Genomic DNA, 19,049 nt, shown 5'->3' on the forward strand with positions numbered 1-19,049 from the left:
GCCTCTTTTAGAGGCCAGCCGGTATATATGCTTGAGGCATCCGCCTTTCAGGCGTTGCAGGCATAAGCCCCTTATAGGGGCAGAATCAAACCACCAGTTGAACTGGTGGTTCATGACTTAGTCTGGCGAAAAAATATGTGTTTTATGTAAAGATCTGTGATGTGCCGGATGGGATTCCAATGGCGACCAATCCCCGTGACCAGAAACTTACATCCGGGGTCGCACAGGCAATTCAGGAATCCCTGGAAAGTAATGACGGTTATTTCCATCTGAAAAACCGGGGAATTGTCCTCTCGGCAAAGAGCTGTACATACAATAATCAGACAAAAAAAGTAAAAATTGACTTTGCAGACAGTATGCTTCATGGTAATATTGATGGTGGACATACTTATAAAATTGTATGTGAACATCGAGATGCCGGTCTTGACCAGTATGTTCAGTTTGAAGTGATGACAGGTGTGGAAGATATTATTGAAAAGCTGGCAGAAGCACGTAATACATCGGTTCAGGTAGATGAAAAATCCATGGCCGAGCTTCAGCAGAAATTTGATCCGATTAAAGAGGGGCTTGAGGGAATGTCATTTTTCAGTCGGATTGCGTTCAAACAGAATCAGCAGGCTTTTGATGAAGAAAATAATAAAAGACTGAAAATGATCGATGCACGTGAGATTGTCTCAATTATCAACATGTTTAATATTGATAAGTTTAATTCAATGACACATCCGATTAGGGCGTATTCTTCCAAGGCCAAGATGCTGGAACTTTATCTGGAAGATCCGGAAGCTTACCGCAGATATGTAAATATTATGCCGGATATTTTTGATTTATATGATGCTATTGAGATGGAATTTGCGACTGCATTTAATGAAACCGGTGGAAGATACGGACGTAAAAAATATTCCGGATATAAAGACGGAAAGGTAATTGGCAGTTCGAAATTTGGCCTTCATGAGATTTATTACAAAATTCCGGATGGTCTGATTTATCCGACAGTTGCAGCTTTCCGGTCTCTGGTTATACTGAATGAACAGACAGGTAAATACGAATGGAAAAATGGAGTAAATCCAATTACTGTATGGGATAAATGCAAAAAGAATCTGACAAATCAGATTATGAATTTTGCATCTGCAATCGGTGATAATCCAAATGCAGTAGGTAAGGATTCAAATATCTGGAATCTTGCATATATGACAGTATTACTTCAGCAGGAGATGAACTAATTATGGAAAAAAAATTTGTCGTAAAACTAAAAGTGAAAGAAGCGCTGGAAAGCAGAAAACTCAGCCAGAAAAAACTGGCGGAAATGTCCGGGATCCGGGAATCCACAATCAGTGACATTGTGCGAGGCACCCGTACAGTTATTAATTTTGAGCATCTTTCCAAAATTGCAGAGGCTCTGGAAGTAACGGATATAAGAGAGTTGATTGATTTTGAAGACAAATAAGCATTCTTGTTTCAAATGCGTAGAGTATTAAGCAGTGGAAGAGGAATGTGAAATAAAAAACAGAAGAAGGGGAATACTATGAAAAAGAAAAGATTAAAGTTGGCAGTTCTGGTAACTTTTTTTTGTGCAGGTGTTGCGGTGTTTCCGGGCAGTAATGTTTATGCAGCTGAGGTAAATGAAATTTATAATGCGGATACAGATCCATATTTTGAAAATGATATGGAACTGTACTGCCAGTATGTGGAAAGCCATGAATTAAGTGATTATCTTGATGGCAGAGATGGAATCTTCGGAGATATCAGTTCCTCTGATATATTTGCGGAAAAAGTTAAAGTAGCAGATTTTGACGGAGATAACCGTGTAGAAGTGTGGGTAACGGGACCAGCTGCGGCAGCAAATAATATTGCGGGAATTCTTGATGTTTCCAAAGGAGAAGTGCGCTGTGTGTTTAATGGCTGGGGAAGTGAAGTAGGCAGATATACAGATCCTCAGACTGGTAAGACAGGACTTGTAATTTATGAAGGAAATGCAGAAGGAGAAGAAGACTGTCATCTCAGGGAGAGTCTATATGATGTGGACTGGAACAATGCTGCCATACTGTATGAAATGCAGGGCAGCCAATTGGAGGATACGGTCACGTATACTGCGTATACAGATGGCGGCCAGCGCCAGCTGACTATGCAGGAATATAGTGATGAAACGGAAAATTTGAAAAACAGCTGTATGGAGACAGAGGCTGTGGCAGAAACAAAAAGAGAAGCAGAGGATGAAATTCCCCATATGGATAAACAGCAGGTTCTGGAATTTCTGCAGGAAGTGTTATCACCGGGATCATCGGAAAACAGCGCTCTCTCACAGGACAGCCCGATTACCAGTTATCCGGAGTATGATGAAATAATCCGGCAGTATTATAATGGAGTAAATGCAAACTGGTCAATGTCGGATTACAGTGACAGAAATCTGTGTTATCTGGCCGGATATGAAATGAGCAGCAGTGACCTGGGATATTGTACTATGGATATTGATGGTGACGGTATTGAGGAATTGATGATAGGATCTGTTAATGCGGATGCAGATACATCCATGTTCTTTGATTTGTATACAATGGTTAATGGACAGAGGTCGCTTGTCATTTCCAGTGGAGAACGTGACAGATATTATTTATGTGAGGATCATACCATTGCAAATGAAGCTTCAGGAGGAGCAATGAGTTCCAGTTTTAAATATTATGATTTTGTTTCCGGACAGTTACAGATAAAAGAAAATGTTTTTCTGGATGGCTTTGATCATCCGGAAAATCCATGGTTTTATACAACAACAGAAGATTGTACTGATTATTCCACACCAATTTCCGAGGAAGAAGGACAGAATATTATGGAAAAATATTCACATATGAATATCCCTTATGTGTCATTGAGCGAAATTGGCTCTCAGACTGTTGCTGAAACAACGCAGCCAGAGACTTCCTCATACAGACAACAGGCGGAAGAAAGCGTAAAAACAGCAGAACAGAAAGCAGATTCTGCTGTAACAGGCAGTGAACAGTATGAAATCTGGGATAATTGTCTGAACGAGATCTGGTCATATTTACAGGAAGCACTCTCTTCTGAAGATATGGATGCATTGACACAGGAAGAACTGGACTGGATTACAGGCAAGGAAAACATTATAAATTCCGCAGAAAACCCATCAGCAGAAGAAACATTGATAAAAGTAGCAGAAATTACCAAAGAAAGAGTTTATGAACTGCTTGACAGACTGTCACAAAAGAAAATAAAAATGCTCAGATCACGACGGTCTGAGCATTTTTTGAAGATTTGAGAAAATTTTGGATTACTCTTCCGGAATTTTCTGGATAATAGTTTTGTTTATAACGAGCAGGAAGGCCACAGATACGATCAGTGAAATAATTTCTGCAATGGGAAAGGCCCACCATACTGCATGAAGTCCGCCAATCGAAGATAAAATATAGGCCGCCGGTATCAGAACGAACAACTGACGCATAATGGATACGATCATACTGAATATAGCTTTTCCAAGGGCCTGGAATACAGTTCCTGCAATGATACAGAACCACGCGATCAGATAGTGGATGCCGATGATCCGAAGGGCAGGGATACCGATGACAAGCATATCGCTGGAAGCACTGAACAGTCCCAGCAGTGTTTTCGGAATGAATTCAAAGGCAAGGAAACCGATAAATGTAAAACAGAATGCAATGAACATGCTGACTTTGACAGTTTTAAGCATACGCTTTCTGTGGCGTGCACCATAATTGTAGGCGATGATCGGTGTAATACCGTTATTAAGTCCAAATACAGGCATGAAGAAAAAGCTCTGTAATTTGAAGTAAACACCAAATACTGCAGTTGCAGTAACTGTGAACTGTACCAGAATCAGATTCATGCAGTAGGTCATGATGGAACTGATAGACTGCATGATGATGGATGGAATGCCTACTGCGTAAATATGGCCGATGATCTTAAGATCAGGACGGAATCCTTTGAAGTTGAGCCGTACTTCATGATTAAATTTATGGTTGCAGGTTCCGGCAACGATGCAGGCTACACACTGTCCGATTACAGTAGCCACAGCAGCTCCGGTAACACCCATTTTCGGAGCGCCAAGAAGACCAAAGATCAGGATCGGGTCCAGGATGATGTTGGTGATGGCACCGCACAGCTGGGAAGTCATGCTGAAGATTGTTTTTCCTGTGGATGTGAGCAGACGCTCAAAGAAAAACTGCCCAAGCAGACCAAAGGAGAACATCATAACTGTGCTGAGATATTCAACTCCGAATTTAAGAATTTCAGGATCTGCGTTATGCACCTGGCTGGCGTAAAATGGTTTTACAACCGTAGCTCCAAGAACCAGGAAAATCAGGTAACTTAAGCCATACAGGAAAGCAGCGTTGCTGGCTGTACGGTTGGCTTTTTCAAAATTTTTTTCGCCGAGGGATTTGGAAAGCAGTGCGTTCATACCGACACCGGTGCCGGCGCCTACTGCAATCAGAAGGGTCTGCAGCGGAAATGCCATGGAAACCGCAGTCAGAGCGTTTTCGGAGAGCATGGCAACGAAGACGCTGTCTACAATGTTGTACAATGCCTGTACCAACATGGAAATCATCATTGGCAGAGACATGTTCAGTACAAGTTTCCCTACGGGCATGGTGCCCATTTTGTTTTCTGCTATGGGAGCAGATGTACTTTTTTGATTCATACTTCCTCCAGTTTTTGTGTTTCTATAGTTTTTTCGTCTAATTGGATATATTAGCATGAAAATATACGGGATTCAAGAGCAGGGGATCATCTGTTCAAAATATTATTGCTATTCTGCAGGGATTCTAATAAAATAAAAGGAAACATAAGAGAATTTTTACAGAATATGGAGACAATAGATGCAGAAAGCAGAATATCGTTATTATGAAATCTCACAGGATATGCCTGTTCTGGTGCTTACCGGGGAAAAATGGGAAACCGTTTACGGGATGGACAATATGCATTTTCATAACTATCTGGAGATTGGTTACTGCCATTATGGAAAGGGAACAGTGCAGCTTGCGGAGAGAGAGCTTACTTATGATGCAGGGACGATTACATTTATTCCCCGTAACGTTCCGCACAGGACATGTCCGGATCCTGAAAAGGCAGATGAAAAGCAAAAGTGGGAATATCTGTTTGTTGATTCCGATACTATTTTGAAAAAATGTTTTGCAGATGCGCTGGAGAAGTACACAAAATTAAAAAAGGATCTGGAACAGAAAGTTTTTGTGCTGGATCAAAAAAGTAATAAAAGAGCAGTAGAACTGATGCAGATGATCATAGAGGAAGAACAGTGCAAAAGGTCAAACTATAAGTATGCAATATTGACTTTCGGGCTGAATTTGCTGCTGTTTTTTGACCGGCTGGATCAGAAAGAAACTGAAGAAAAACCCCTTTCGGATACAATGGATTATATCCGGAAACTGATCAACTATATGGAACTGCACTATATGGAAAATATCATGGCGAAGGATCTTGCCAAAAGTTGTGAGTTAAGTGAAACGCATATGAGGCGGATCTTTCTGGAATATACGAATGCAACGCCCCTTGAATATCTGAATCTGGTGCGGATCAATAAAGCCTGCGAACTTCTGATGAAAGGAAACTGTTCGGTGGAGAGCGTATCCGAGCAGGTCGGATACACGGTTTTGTCCACTTTTATGAGGAATTTCAAAAAGATCACCGGACTTTCTCCCAATTCCTGGAGAAAAAAGGCGCTGGAAGATCCGGAAAACATTGGGGCATATCAGGTTTCAGTATTTAAAGGATGGTAAGTAACAGCGATAAAGATCAGCTACAAAGAGGAGTGCGTAATTATGAAAAAATGGAAATGTTTTTTAACAGCGGTTGTGATCGCGGCGGGAACTATGCTTGTGGGATGTCAGGGATTTTCATCAGCGAAACCCATAGAGGCTATGTATATCCCGGCGGGAGAAGACGGTCACCTGATGGTAGGAGAGGGAACCGGAAATGTTTTTACTGTGACAATGCCTGAAAATATCCAGGATAAAACCGGGAAAAAAATCTCCGAGGATGATCTGAACCGGGGTGATATCGTAGCAATCTACGGCGACGGGATCATGCTGGAATCCTATCCTGGCCAGTATCCAGGCGTGACAAAGATCAAAGTTGTCAAAGAAGGAAAAGCATCCGATGCCGACCAGTATCAGGAAATCCTGGATGAGTTCTGGCCGGAAAAAGATCCCGGGGAACTGCCCTATCTGAATATCAGTTATCGTGCATCTTACGGTGAAGTCAGTGCTTCTGCCATGCAAGGTGGATACAGCTGGAGCTATGCGGACAAAGATGGAGTTGAACAGAATGAAACTGCGGACAGTGTGGCAGTTACTCAGTGGACAGATCTTCCGGTTATGAATGTGGATGGAACTACAGATATGGAACTGTATTTCGATACAAAGCCGGAAAAAGTAACTGCAACCGCGTTTCCCGCAGAACTTTCCGGAGAAAGCGATCCAGGCGCAGGAGCAGAAGCGGAAGTAGAAGAAAAAGATGGAAACTATACGATAAAAGATGTACAGAAAGACATGATCTACCTGATCCATGGAGAATGGGGAAATGGATGGGTGGAATTTGGATTTGAAGTGGAATGATAAAAGAAATATACAAAAACAAAAGAATGTGATTGAAATATGTTTAAGATTATAGAAGGTAATTTTAAGAAAGGTCAATACAGTGATGAAGAATATCTGGACAATTGGCCAATGCTTTATATTCTTGAAAATGGAAAACAGGCATATATTGGGGAGTCAACCCATGTAAAAACTCGAATGATACAACATGCAATAGCTGAAGAAAAACGTATTTTTGAGAAAGTTCATTTTATATACTCAAGATTGTTTAATCAGTCGGTAACGTTTGATTATGAGTCAAAATTGATTCAGTATATTGTTGCAGATGAACTGTTTCAGGTTACAAATAAGAATTTTGGAATAGCGGATAAACAATATTATCAGAAAAAAGAGTATGATAAAAAGTTTGAAGCTCTCTGGAGAAAATTACAGAAACAAAAACTGGTAAAGCATTCTCTTGAAGAAATTGAAAATTCGGATTTATTTAAATATTCACCTTATAAAGAATTAAACGACAGTCAGAGAAAAGCGGTGGAAGAAATTCTTATAAAAATTAAAGAAGGTTTGGTTCACCGTGTTGTAGTAAATGGAATGCCAGGAAGTGGGAAAACTATTGTTGCAGTATATCTTATGAAGTATCTTGCAGACAGTGAAGCATATGCCGGAAAGAAAATAGGATTTGTTGTTCCGCAGACATCATTAAGAAAAACAATGAAACAGATATTTAAGAGTGTTTACGGACTCTCGCCGTCACAAATCCTTTCTCCATCAGATGTTGCGAAAAACAAATATGATATTTTACTTGTAGATGAAGCACACAGATTACATCAGTACAGAAATATTTCTTATATGGGATCGTTTAAACAAAATTGTGAAAGGCTTGGCTTTACAACAGATGCAGATGAACTGGACTGGGTTTTGAAGCAATCGAAATGTGCAGTATTGTTTTATGACCGTATGCAGGTGGTGGGACCATCCGGTATTAATTTTGAGAGATTCAATAAAAAAATGGGAGAATCATTTCAAGAAAGATCAATTGTCTATTTTACTCTGATGACGCAGATGAGAGTAAAAGGTGGAAATGATTATATTGATTTTGTCAAAGATATTCTTTCCGGAAAGTGTTCCCATAAGTATACTTCGGACAAATACAGTTTTAAGCTATATTCCGATTTCAGCAAATTTGAAAAAGATATGTATGAAAAAGAAGCAGAAACTGGATTATCCCGAATGCTTGCCGGGTACGCATGGCCATGGATAAGTAAGAAGAAACATGAGTAAAAGATATAGAGATCCAGGGGATAAAGAAAAAATGGAATCACTGTACGGAAGGCTGGGTTCATACGAAGGAGGCAATCAACGAAGTAGGGTGTATTCATTCGATTCAGGGATATGATTTGAACTATGCATATGTGATTCTTGGTAAAGATATCGGTTATGATAAAGTAACAGAAAAAATTATAGTACGGCCAGAGTATTATTTTGACCAAAACGGAAAGAGAACAGCTGGATACGAAGAACTTTTAGAATACATAACGAATATATATTATGTTTTGATGACCCGTGGAATCAAAGGAACATATCTTTATGTATGCGATGAAAATTTAAGAGAATATTTAAGACCGTACATAGAAGTGGAGGATTTATGAAACAGGAAACAATAGAAAGAATAAGAAAATTTACAGAAGACCGTGATTGGGATCAGTTTCATTCACCGGCAAATCTAGCAAAATCAATTGTCATTGAGGCAGCAGAATTGCTGGAATGCTTTCAGTGGTCAGATGAAGAATATGATTTGCAACATGTGAAAGAAGAACTTGCTGATGTAATGGTTTATAGTCAGAATTTATTAGATAAACTGGGACTTGACGCAGATGAGATCATTAATATGAAAATGACACAGAATGAAAAGAAATATCCTGTAGATAAGGCAAAAGGTAAATCTAGTAAATATAACCAGCTATAAAAATGTTAATCAGTTTTTTGAAACTTGAAATTTATGGAGGAATATAGGAATTATGATAAAAGTAGCCTTTTGCTGCCACGGCACTACCTTAGCAAAATTCTGAAAAACCTTGATTTTACAGTATATTTTTGAACCAGTAGGGATGTTTTACTAAGTTTTTACTAAAGAGAGGAATCCCTAGCACGAATTTAGAAAAGTAACATATAGTATGACCTTATTAATTGGTAGAACAATTGGTAAGGTCCTTTTTTATTTCAAGGAGGTTCAAAATGAAAAGTACAGCGTTAGGAGCAGAAAACATTATTTTTATCAGTGATGCACATGAAAAATTCTACTATGAAAAATTACAAGAAGTACGGTATCAGGATGTGTACCATAAGGCATTGTGTTATTGTCTGGGTATTAATGGAGATACCAGAAAAAATGCTGACAGAATTTATAATTTTAAAACGGGGTCTGTTAAAACGAAATGTTTACATGAAGGATGGCAGACAAGCGGTAGCTTAAAAGTGGTAAGGATGGCATTTAATCTGTACTGTAACAGCACGCCAAGCGTTTGGGATTATGAAGATGCAGAGGAACAGGTAAACGAGTGCAGACAGTATACAGTAGAGGATATCTTCTGCTGTGCATATGCACCATATTTTTGGCAGGCAATACAGATCCGTTATCCGGAATATGTAGTGTACAATCAAAAGTTACATGCCATGCTTGGAGGAATAGATTAATGCTGAAAGTGAGACTGATGGGAACAAAAAATGATATTGCATGGTTTCAGAAAATCCTGCAGCGTCATCCTAAAATTGAAGTTATGGAATTATCGGAACTTTATTCCAATAAAGGGACGAGCAAATATTATAGAGCTTATGCTGAAATTGAAAAAAGTAATGTAAATAAAAAATAGTAGAAATACAGGAGAATTATATCATGTGCAAAATAATCGCAATCGCAAATCAAAAAGGTGGAGTAGCAAAGACTACAACAACTATTAATCTTGGAGTAGGACTGTCTAAGGTTGGAAAACGTGTAATGCTGATAGATGCTGATCCACAGGGACATTTGACAATGGGACTTGGTTTTCCAAAGAACTTAAGGGTAACATTGAAAACAATGATGGAAAATATCATTATGGGATTAGAATTTGATCCCAGGGAAGCAATTTTACACCATGAGGAAGGAATAGATGTAATTCCATCTAATAAACTTCTTTCGGGAATGGACATGTCATTATTTACGGTAGAGGACAGAGAAAAAGTCTTAAAAGAATATCTGGAACTTTTGGAAAATGATTATGACTATATCCTGATTGATTGTATGCCCTCGTTGGGAATGATGACAATTAATGCGTTAAGTGCAGCTGATAGCGTTTTGATTCCGGTGCAGCCTCAATACTATGCGGCAGATGGCCTCATGGAATTACTGAAAGTTGTGAAAGGCATTCATCAGAGATTTAATCCTGATTTACAGATTGAAGGGATTCTGTTTACAATGGACAGCAGTCATTATAATAATTCAAAGAGAAATAAGCAGGCAGTACGAGATGCTTATGGAGCAGAGATTATAATTTTTGATCAGACGATTCCAAGAACAGAAGCTCTTGCCGAAACTGCATCAGAAGGTGTCAGTATTTTTTCTTACGATGCAAAAGGAAAAGGTGCGTACAGTTATCAAGCACTTGTCCAGGAGGTGTTGAATCATGCGTAAACCTAAGAAAGAAATTCAGCTTACTTCTTATGATGAATTGCTTGGAATCAATGAAGCCGAACAGAATACTCTTAATCAGATTGTTGAAGTGCCATTAAATGAGTTACATTCTTTTAGAAATCATCCATTTCATGTAAATGATGATGAAAAAATGGCTGAAACAGTAGAAAGTATCAAGAATTATGGCATCTTAAATCCTGCATTGGTACGTCCTCGCGCAGAGGGAGGATATGAACTGATTGCTGGTCACAGGAGAAAACGTGGTTGCGAACTGGCTGGAAAAAGTAAAATGCCAGTACTCATACGGAACTATACCGATGATGAAGCCGTAATCGTTATGGTGGATTCTAATATACAGAGAGAAAGTTTGCTTCCAAGCGAAAAGGCATATGCTTATAAGATGAAGATGGATGCAGTAAAACATCAGGGCATAAAAGACGAAAACGCAGCTTCTGTTGACAGTGCAGATCTGGTTGGACAGGCTGCCGGTGACAGTGGAAGAACCGTTCAGCGTTACATACGCTTGACCTGTCTTATTCCGGAATTGCTGAAATTGTTGGATGAAGGAAAGATTAATTTTACAGTAGGTGTTTCATTAACCTATTTATCAGAAACGGAGCAGATTTGGGTGAAAGACGGCATAGTGTCTGGAGCAAGCTCTGTTACAGGTTCAATGGCAACAAAACTGAAGCAATACAGCGGTGAAGGTAAACTGACAGAATTAGCGGTACAGCTTATTCTGAATGAAAAGAAAACAGAGACAGGAAAAGTTACTTTAACTGAAAAGAAAATACGAAAGTATTTCCCAAAGGAATATAACAGAGAACAGATTGAACAGGTTATCTATGAACTGCTTGATAACTGGAAGAAAAGCCAATAACGAGGGAAGGAGAGAAAGCAAAATGGCAAAATCCGAAAGCACAAAAATAGAGTTTGGTTATTTTCACGATTATGAATCGGAACAGTTTGCTTTTTACCGTATTCCCAAAGTATTATTCACAGATGAATATTTCCGTAATCTGTCCAGCGATGCAAAGGTTCTTTATGGGCTGATGCTGGACAGAATGGCTTTGTCTATCAGAAATAATTGGGTGGACAATGAGGGGAAAGTTTATATCATATTTACATTGGAACAAGTGATGGAATATATGAACTGCGGAAAAGACAAAGGTGTGAAAATTCTTGCAGAATTAGATACTGATAAAGGAATTGGTTTGATTGAAAGAGTAAAGAGAGGATTGGGAAAACCAACAATTATTTATGTAAAGAGCTTTGTATATAGAAAAGAAAAAGTATTAGATTCGGCAGAGAATGATAACCGAAGTCAAGAAGTCGGAAAAGCCGAAGTCAAGAGTTCGGAAAAACCGAAGTCTGGAGTTCTGGAAAGTCGAAGTCAAGAGTTCGGAAAAACCGAAGTCTGGAAGTCGGAAAAATCGAAGTCTGGAGTTCGGAAAAACCGAAGTACAGAAGTCGGAAAAACCGACCCTAATAATACTAATTATAATTATACTGATATTAGTAATACTGACAGAAGTAATACTGATCTTATCAATCTTTCAGATTCTTCCGAACAGCAGTCAATGGATTTGATGGAAGAGATGAAGCTATTCCAGATGAATACTGCACTTGTAAAAAGAAATATTGAATATGACTGTCTTGTACAACGATGCAGATTAGGGGAACAGCAACAGTTGGATGAAATTGTGGCACTAATTGTGGAAACAATCAGCATAGAACGGGAGAATATTACAATCAGTGGAGTGAAATACCCATATCAGTTCGTAAAAAGCAGATTATTGTTGCTGGAAGAAAGCCACATAGAGTATGTACTTGACTGTCTGCATGAGAATACCAGGGAAGTAAAGAACATAAAAGCGTACTTGCTTACCTGTCTTATGAATTCAATAACGACAATAGGCAATTATTACCAGGCAAAAGTAAATCATGATATGTACGGAGGTGGCATATGAGAGGAAAAGAAATTATAACAAAATTGATAATTCCTGGTGCAATAGCTATGATTATCTGCTTAATTGTTCACCCTATGTGCATGAATGGTGAAATATTAGACTGGAGAAAATTATTGCTTTTTGTGGGAATACCTTTCGGAATCCAGAAAATGTTTTTGTTGGTCGTTCCAAGAAATGTGGGGACAGGGGAAATGCTTGGTTTGGTGGTACTTAAACTGATGGTAGGAAGTTTGATTGGAATAGGGGTTCTTGCCTGGAGATTATTAGCTGTAGCAGGCATTTTGCTAAAAAACGGCATTTCTGGAATTATATGGATCATAAAAAGACTGAAAGAAATGGTGATCAAAAATGAGCGAAAAGCAACTGGAAAAATTGTATTATAGCATTTATCCAATGAATCAATGTGAGACACAAAGTAAAAGTTATGAAGAGACAAAGGAACTGTGTGAAACATTAGAAAAGGAAATGATAAGTCTAATGAGTCCGGATCTGCAGGCAATGTTTGAGGATTACAAGGAATATACTTTAAATCTTAAACAAACAGAACAGAGAGACGCTTACATAGATGGATTAGCGTTTGGGATTCGCACAATTTCGGAAGCCTTTTTACATGAGAACAAAAATAGAATATGGTGATTGAAAAATCAGTCTGTCAAGGCTGCTTTTTCTGTACCGCTTACATAGGAGGATGAGATGTGATTGATTTGATAATTATTATTATGGCAGGAATAGTGCTTTTGTTTTTGCTGTCTTGTTGCTTTATGGTTGCAAGGCTATTGGATGAGGAAATATCTATGTATGGATATGAAGGAAAAGAAAACTGGGAAAGGGAACAACTTCCCGACAAATTGTCGAGAAGTTCAACAGATGAAAGACATGGAGATAAATGAAAAGATTCGTTATTTTCGGAAACAGAGAGGGCTATCGCAGGAGCTGCTTGCAGAACGAACAGGAATTAATGTGAATACAATTCGGAAGTATGAAATAGGCATACGAAAGCCGAAAGTAGAACAATTAAAGAAAATTGCGGATGGACTTGAAATTAGTGTAATAGAATTTTTGGATATTGAAATAGAAAATGAAGCGGACTTGATTGCTATGCTGAAAAAAATCAGTCCGTTTTTTAAGTGGGACGGATTGCTTCATGTATTGGAGGGGGAAAAGTTTTTATGATTGGTGTAGGAAGTGCATTGATATCACTGTTTCTGGTTTTGGGTTGTTATTCATTAACACTGACAGCGAAAAGAGCAGATGAAAACTTATTGATGATCTGTGAACAGAATCAGAAAATTGAAAAAGAGAAAGGAAAGCAAGAAATGGAATCAAAGAGAGACATTTTGAGAGTGATTGAAAAAGAAATCAAAAAAGGAAGTGCGCCAGTTGCATTTGCGGGTTTGGGGTTTTCCGAGGAATGTTATCATTTGGTAGATAGTCAGGCTAAGATGAACCAACTTTTAGATTATTTTTTTCGCAATGAAGAATACGCAGCTTTGGCAGAGCGGCAGGTGAAAAGTAATATCTATGCAGAAATGGGCAAAAGGCTGAATTTCCGTAGTGCCAGATCTGATCGAGACAGAAAGAATATGGAGGTAGCGGCAAAACGATGGATTAAGAAAAAGCATCCAACATTTGATGGTGATGTATATGTCGAAAATATCCGGTGTTTTCTGGACATTTCCCAAGAAGAGTTAGAAAAACGTAAATGTACAGTCAATGAACAGGATACGACAGCACTTATTTTCAGCCAGAAACATCTTGAAGCATTATACTTGCAATGTCTTATGCACAGACGAAATGCGATGCAAGAGATTCCGGAATTAAAAGGTTTGTCAGAAACGTGCAACAGGATTTATAAATTGCAGGATGTAGATGTATTATTCCAATGCCTGCTGATGGATCAGATGGATTGGGAAGAAGAAAAGTTATATGTGCAGTTCAGCACAATTTATTTATTGAAGCAGACAGTGAAAAATTAAAACCCATGACTTCTCGACAATTTGTCGGGAAGTGGAAAGGAGTCAAATTCCAATGAAAATATATCTCCCCCATCTGTTAGTACCACCGTAATTTGCTGATCAGAATCGAAAGGAGGCGTGCAAATTGCAGGAAGAAGTTACTCAGAAAACAATCGCATTGTCGGTTAAAACTGCAAGAGTGACTGCCGACGTGTTAAAAAATATGCTGCGGAAGTATCTGTCAGGACAGAAACAAAAAGGAAAGAATCCTTATAAGGTTGGAAAACAGTCATACAAAGAACTGAAAAGCCAGGGTTCTGGTTTATCCAATATTGAAATCACAGATGGAAATATCAAGTCCTTTGAGCGGGTGGCGAAAAAATACCGTTTAGATTTTGCCTTGAAAAAAGACAGTTCGACCAAGCCACCGACCTACTATGTGTTCTTTAAAGGGCAGGATACAGAAATGATGAATCTGGCATTTAAGAAATATTTGGGTGTACAGATGAACAAAAAGGATAAGCCATCTATTATGAAAAAACTTATGCACTTTAAGGATGCTGTGTCTAAAGGAAAGAACAGAGAACGAGCAAGAGAACAGCAGAAAGACAGAGGGCAGAGTTTATGACGGAGAAAAAACAGCAGCATAAGAAGAAAAGAGGAAAAGTTCAGCATATCAGAGGCTCTCCGAAAAAGAGAAAAATATCTGGAAAAGCTGTTTTTTCCACAGAGAGTATCCCAGGAAAAATGCTTGCAGATGTGAAAAATCTGATTACGGACAAGGTAAGTGAATTGAAGAGGGCAGATCAGAAAAAGCTGTTTTTAGCTAATTTCCCCTATCTGATGTTTGCCTATTTTTTCAATAAGATTGCCTGGTTGTATCGGGTAAACACCGGAGCAACTTCCTGGGATAAATTTATGAATACCATTACTTATTTTGAACTGGCATTTCAGAATCTCTGGCCAAGTTTGAATCATATAGATTTGTTGTGTGGAATCGCAGGCGGCGTGGCTGTAAAGCTTATTATTATTTACCGCACGAAAAATGCCAGGAAATATCGGCTGGGTGTGGAGTATGGTTCTGCCAGATGGGGAACAGAAAAAGATATACGACCATATGCTGATCCTGAATTTGAAAATAATATTATTCTCACAGAAACAGAGAGTCTTACTATGTCAAGCAGACCAAAGAATCCGAAATACGCCAGGAATAAAAACATTCTGGTAATTGGCGGTTCCGGTTCTGGAAAAACCAGATTTTTTGTAAAGCCTAACATTATGCAGATGCACAGCTCTTATGTGATTACTGATCCGAAGGGAACTGTGCTTCTGGAAGTTGGCAGTATGCTGGCAAAAGGCAGTCCGATGACGGATGAGAATGGAAAAATCGTGCGGGACAAAGAGGGAAAAGTTATATATGAACCGTATAAAATCAAAGTTTTGAATACAATTAACTTCAAAAAATCCATGCACTATAATCCATTTGTATATATCCGCAGTGAAAAAGATATTCTAAAACTGGTAACAACCATTATTGCTAATACCAAAGGTGAAGGGCAGCAATCAGGTGAGGATTTTTGGGTAAAGGCGGAAAAACTCTATTATTGTGCCCTGATTGGTTATATCTGGTATGAAGGCAGGGAAGAAGAAAAGAATTTTAATACTCTGTTGGAAATGATCAATGTGTCAGAAGCCAGGGAAGATGATGAGAATTTCAAGAATCCAGTAGATCTGATGTTTGATGAACTGGCGCAGAAAGACCCGAACCATTTTGCAGTAAGGCAGTACAAAAAATACAAGCTGGCTGCCGGTGTTATAAGCTTGAAGAGACTTCTTAATCATCATTTTTTAAGAAATTGGAGCTCCAAAATGATTAAAAAGTCTCTTGAGGCTTATTTTTTGCCAAAATACAAAATTGTACTTTTTTAAAAACATTCTCAAAGGATGGCAACATTTTGCCTCGCCAGTCTGGATATAGTGTAAGGAGTTTTTCAAACCGACACAAAATCCAGAGAAATTTAAAAAAGTTACGTTACTACCTTGTAAAACAGCGTCCGAAAGATGGGTTAAGTGAGAGGAACTTTTTTGAAGATCCTTACACGAACCTTGACAACGGAGCAGCCTGCCCATAGTGATACCAGATTTGAATGTGCATTCAGCGTGTCGTTTCTGGCAAATACGTCCCGGAAACATCGGAACCCGGTACAGGAACGGATATGGAATGAAAACAGGCAATGAAAAATGAAAGGAAGGAGGAAAACGGATGCAGGAGAAACTTACCGCATTGTATGAACGTCTCAGCCATGATGATGACCTTATGGGCGAGAGCAACAGTATATCGAACCAGAAGCAGATGCTTTCAGAATATGCCGAATCCCATGGACTTACCCCATATATCCATTTTACGGATGATGGCATATCCGGCACAAGATTTGACCGCCCGGGATTTGTCAGCATGATGGATGCCATCAAAGCCGGGCAGATCGGGACGGTGATCATAAAGGATATGAGCCGGTTGGGACGTGATTATCTGATGGTCGGTCAGATTCAGGAAATGCTGCGCCAGAAGCAGGTTAGGCTGATCGCTATCAATGATGGTCATGACAGTCTGAATGGGGATGATGATTTTCTTCCTTTCCGAAACATTATGAATGAGTGGTATGCGAAAGACACGAGCAAAAAGATCCGGTCTACCTTTAAGGCAAAAGGCAATTCCGGGAAGCACGTTGCAAGCACCACACCATACGGATATCTGAAAGACCCGGAAAATAAGGAACACTGGATCGTGGATGAAGAGGCTGCACAGGTTGTTCGCAGGATTTTTCAGATGACAATGGACGGATATGGTCCTTACCAGATCGCAAAGAAGCTGAAAGAAGATCAGGTGGAGATCCCGGCAGTACACATGGCAAGGCATGGGGCAGGATTATGGCAGGGAAGAGTGGACGAGATCAAAGACCCCTATGCGTGGGGTTCGTCGACGGTGGCAGGGATCCTGAGAAAGAGGGAATATCTTGGTCACACTGTTAATTTCAAGACCAGAAAGCATTTTAAGGACAAAAAGAGCCATTATGTGTCAGAAGATAACTGGACAGTATTTGAGGACACGCAGGAAGCGATCATTGATCAGGAAACCTTTGATAATGTCCAGAGAATCCGGAAGAATGTCCGCAGATACCCGGACGGATGGGGAGAAGCACATCCACTGACAGGGCTGATGTATTGTGCCGATTGCGGGGCAAAAATGTATGTGCACCGGGTAAATAATGGGAAAAGAATCCCACAATATACCTGTTCTGCATATAGCAAGGTTCCGGTTGGAACACTCTGCCCGACACAGCACAGGATTAATGCGGATATTGTGATGGAGCTGATAAAAGACCTGCTGAAAGCTATCGCAGAATATTCCCATCTGAACCGGGAAGAGTTCATTGAGACAGTGAAGACAACACAGAATTCCCAGCAGTCCAGTGAAATCGTGAGGCTGAAAAACAGGATAGCAGAAGCGAAAAAGCGTCTGCAGGAACTGGAAAAACTGATCTGCCGAATATATGAGGATAATATCCTCGGTAAGCTGCCGGACGAACGTTACGCAGTCCTTGATGGGCAGTATTCCAAAGAACAGAAAGAACTGACAGCGGAAATTTCAGAATTGGAAGCAGAGGTAGCCGGATATGAAAATGGCAGACGGTCTGCGGAAAGATTTATTGCACTGGTGGACAAATATCAGAATTTTGATGAACTGACCACATATATGCTGAATGAGTTCGTGGAAAAGATTCTGGTGCATGAGAGGGACAGGAAAGGAAGCCAGCAGACCACACAGGAGATTGAGATTTATTTTAATTTTGTGGGAAGGTATCTTCCACCGCATTTTGGAGAAGTCCAGCTGACACCGGAAGAGGAAGAAGAATTACGAAAGCGGGAAGCCAGGAAGGACAGGCTGCACCAGAATTATCTGAGGCGGAAGGCAAATGGAAAACAGAAAGAATACGAAGACAAAGTAAAAGAAAAAAGAAAAGCCGAGATCGAGGCGAAGAAGGAAGCAATCCGGCAGGAAGATATTACGAAAGGTGTGTTTGTTCCAGTGTCGATGCTTCCGGCTGCAGAACCAAAGAAAGGGGTGGTAAATACATGAAAGAATTGAAACCGATGATACATGATGAAAAGAACGGACTGGATTATATCCTTGTGGGAGATTATTATATCCCGTTGATTCGTGTGGCGGAAGAAACCAGAGATATTGGTTTCTATGGAAGCCTACGCAGGAATTTTCTGAAAGACTACCGGCAGGCTTTGTATTCCCAGCTTATGCTGACAGGAAAGCTTTGGACGTATCTGGCTGACCTGAATGAAATCTGCGTGGAACGCAGGGACAGCATGATGGATCAGATGATGGAAGCAGAGGGTGTCACAGAGGAATTAAAGGGAAAAGACCAGATGGAATGGCTTCGCAGGGTAAATAACATCCGCAACAGAGTGGATGAAGTAATCCTGACACAACTGGTCTATGTATAGGGGGATGCTTATGAGATACCGAATTGAATACGCAGATGGTCGTTGCTGTAATTTCGCCAACAGCCGGAAAGACCTTCTGGAATGGCTGAAACTTTTAAAGGATGAAGAGATCACAGATATTCGGAAAATCTACAAAAACGGTGTGACGGATTCCGTACTTGAAAAGTATCAGAATTATCTGGATAAAAATGCCGGATAGGAAGGAGAAACAGGATGAAAGCCATCCGATTTATTTTAAGAATCTATAAATGAGCAAGTTCGTGATTTTGCATAAAAGAAAGACACCTCGATTCCATGTGTTGTATAATGAAAGTGCCAAAACAAACATTTGCAACATTTACGAAAGAAGGTGTCTCTCGCA

At 39.6% G+C, this 19,049-nt stretch carries 23 protein-coding genes and 1 pseudogene; 23 read left to right on the forward strand and 1 reads right to left on the reverse strand.

Translation table 11 applies throughout. The features are described from left to right. Positions 1–137: 137 nt before the first annotated feature. From KQI39_RS16245 to KQI39_RS16255, 3 genes are all read left to right on the forward strand, one after another. Positions 138–1,220: an AIPR family protein gene (locus KQI39_RS16245; RefSeq protein ID WP_330654094.1), complete on the forward strand. Its 1,083-nt coding sequence runs from the start codon at positions 138–140 to the stop codon at positions 1,218–1,220. A gap of 2 nt (positions 1,221–1,222) precedes the next feature. Further along, positions 1,223–1,444 carry a helix-turn-helix domain-containing protein gene (locus KQI39_RS16250; RefSeq protein ID WP_148446583.1) on the forward strand — a complete coding sequence of 74 codons (222 nt, stop codon included), beginning with the start codon at positions 1,223–1,225 and terminating at the stop codon, positions 1,442–1,444. Positions 1,445–1,522: 78 nt separating this feature from the next. Then, entirely contained in the window at positions 1,523–3,265 is a 1,743-nt protein-coding gene (locus KQI39_RS16255) for a lysozyme inhibitor LprI family protein (protein WP_216419608.1), read from the forward strand. Positions 3,266–3,277: 12 nt separating this feature from the next. On the opposite strand, the gene KQI39_RS16260 is transcribed toward KQI39_RS16255, so the two are convergent. After that, positions 3,278–4,663 (reverse strand): MATE family efflux transporter, encoded by a 1,386-nt coding sequence (locus tag KQI39_RS16260; protein ID WP_216419609.1) that lies wholly within the window; start codon positions 4,661–4,663, stop codon positions 3,278–3,280. Positions 4,664–4,841: 178 nt separating this feature from the next. On the opposite strand from KQI39_RS16260, the gene KQI39_RS16265 reads away from it, so the two are divergent. From KQI39_RS16265 to KQI39_RS16355, 20 genes and pseudogenes are all read left to right on the forward strand, one after another. Beyond that, complete coding sequence (locus KQI39_RS16265; RefSeq protein ID WP_216419611.1) at positions 4,842–5,759, forward strand: helix-turn-helix domain-containing protein; 918 nt, start codon at positions 4,842–4,844, stop codon at positions 5,757–5,759. Between the two features lie 42 nt (positions 5,760–5,801). Beyond that, positions 5,802–6,596, forward strand: coding sequence for a hypothetical protein (locus KQI39_RS16270; RefSeq protein WP_216419613.1), 795 nt, complete (start codon positions 5,802–5,804; stop codon positions 6,594–6,596). Between the two features lie 39 nt (positions 6,597–6,635). Then, entirely contained in the window at positions 6,636–7,856 is a 1,221-nt protein-coding gene (locus KQI39_RS16275; RefSeq protein WP_253293226.1) for a DUF2075 domain-containing protein, read from the forward strand. Positions 7,857–7,876: 20 nt separating this feature from the next. Beyond that, positions 7,877–8,224 carry a DNA/RNA helicase domain-containing protein gene (locus tag KQI39_RS17490; protein WP_334300801.1) on the forward strand — a complete coding sequence of 116 codons (348 nt, stop codon included), beginning with the start codon at positions 7,877–7,879 and terminating at the stop codon, positions 8,222–8,224. Then, entirely contained in the window at positions 8,221–8,541 is a 321-nt protein-coding gene (locus KQI39_RS16280; protein WP_148446569.1) for a nucleotide pyrophosphohydrolase, read from the forward strand. Before KQI39_RS17490 ends, KQI39_RS16280 begins: the two co-directional genes overlap by 4 nt. A 269-nt stretch (positions 8,542–8,810) precedes the next feature. Further along, positions 8,811–9,269, forward strand: a complete 459-nt coding sequence (locus KQI39_RS16285) for a DUF6075 family protein (protein WP_055066383.1) — start codon at positions 8,811–8,813, stop codon at positions 9,267–9,269. Further along, complete coding sequence (locus tag KQI39_RS16290; protein WP_005426617.1) at positions 9,269–9,445, forward strand: hypothetical protein; 177 nt, start codon at positions 9,269–9,271, stop codon at positions 9,443–9,445. Before KQI39_RS16285 ends, KQI39_RS16290 begins: the two co-directional genes overlap by 1 nt. 23 nt (positions 9,446–9,468) lie before the next feature. After that, positions 9,469–10,245 (forward strand): ParA family protein, encoded by a 777-nt coding sequence (locus KQI39_RS16295; RefSeq protein WP_005426615.1) that lies wholly within the window; start codon positions 9,469–9,471, stop codon positions 10,243–10,245. Further along, positions 10,238–11,125, forward strand: a complete 888-nt coding sequence (locus tag KQI39_RS16300) for a ParB/RepB/Spo0J family partition protein (RefSeq protein ID WP_216419615.1) — start codon at positions 10,238–10,240, stop codon at positions 11,123–11,125. The genes KQI39_RS16295 and KQI39_RS16300 overlap by 8 nt, the downstream gene beginning before the upstream one ends. 22 nt (positions 11,126–11,147) lie before the next feature. Further along, entirely contained in the window at positions 11,148–12,215 is a 1,068-nt protein-coding gene (locus KQI39_RS16305; protein WP_118013212.1) for a DUF6017 domain-containing protein, read from the forward strand. Then, positions 12,212–12,598: a DUF6050 family protein gene (locus tag KQI39_RS16310; RefSeq protein WP_005426609.1), complete on the forward strand. Its 387-nt coding sequence runs from the start codon at positions 12,212–12,214 to the stop codon at positions 12,596–12,598. Before KQI39_RS16305 ends, KQI39_RS16310 begins: the two co-directional genes overlap by 4 nt. Continuing rightward, complete coding sequence (locus KQI39_RS16315; protein ID WP_015541255.1) at positions 12,564–12,851, forward strand: DUF6809 family protein; 288 nt, start codon at positions 12,564–12,566, stop codon at positions 12,849–12,851. The genes KQI39_RS16310 and KQI39_RS16315 overlap by 35 nt, the downstream gene beginning before the upstream one ends. Positions 12,852–12,910: 59 nt before the next feature. After that, the gene (locus KQI39_RS16320; RefSeq protein ID WP_005426607.1) at positions 12,911–13,105 is read left to right on the forward strand and encodes a hypothetical protein; all 195 of its coding nucleotides are present in this window, start codon (positions 12,911–12,913) and stop codon (positions 13,103–13,105) included. Further along, positions 13,083–13,388, forward strand: a complete 306-nt coding sequence (locus KQI39_RS16325; RefSeq protein WP_227222461.1) for a helix-turn-helix domain-containing protein — start codon at positions 13,083–13,085, stop codon at positions 13,386–13,388. Before KQI39_RS16320 ends, KQI39_RS16325 begins: the two co-directional genes overlap by 23 nt. Further along, positions 13,385–14,191, forward strand: a complete 807-nt coding sequence (locus KQI39_RS16330; protein WP_216419617.1) for a hypothetical protein — start codon at positions 13,385–13,387, stop codon at positions 14,189–14,191. Before KQI39_RS16325 ends, KQI39_RS16330 begins: the two co-directional genes overlap by 4 nt. A 124-nt stretch (positions 14,192–14,315) precedes the next feature. Then, on the forward strand, positions 14,316–14,798 hold the full coding sequence (locus KQI39_RS16335; protein WP_117457903.1) for a PcfB family protein: 483 nt from the start codon (positions 14,316–14,318) through the stop codon (positions 14,796–14,798). A 119-nt stretch (positions 14,799–14,917) separates the two neighbouring features. Further along, positions 14,918–15,982, forward strand: a pseudogene (locus KQI39_RS16340) (type IV secretory system conjugative DNA transfer family protein); the annotation flags it as partial. Positions 15,983–16,433: 451 nt separating this feature from the next. Further along, a complete protein-coding gene (locus KQI39_RS16345; RefSeq protein WP_117739480.1) occupies positions 16,434–18,308 on the forward strand; it encodes a recombinase family protein in 1,875 nt (624 codons plus the stop codon). After that, positions 18,305–18,688 (forward strand): TnpV protein, encoded by a 384-nt coding sequence (locus tag KQI39_RS16350; protein WP_117739481.1) that lies wholly within the window; start codon positions 18,305–18,307, stop codon positions 18,686–18,688. Before KQI39_RS16345 ends, KQI39_RS16350 begins: the two co-directional genes overlap by 4 nt. 10 nt (positions 18,689–18,698) lie before the next feature. Continuing rightward, positions 18,699–18,887, forward strand: coding sequence for a hypothetical protein (locus KQI39_RS16355; RefSeq protein ID WP_117739482.1), 189 nt, complete (start codon positions 18,699–18,701; stop codon positions 18,885–18,887). Positions 18,888–19,049: the final 162 nt, after the last annotated feature.

It is taken from the genome of Blautia sp. MSJ-36 (assembly GCF_018917985.1).
Classification (GTDB): domain Bacteria; phylum Bacillota; class Clostridia; order Lachnospirales; family Lachnospiraceae; genus Blautia_A.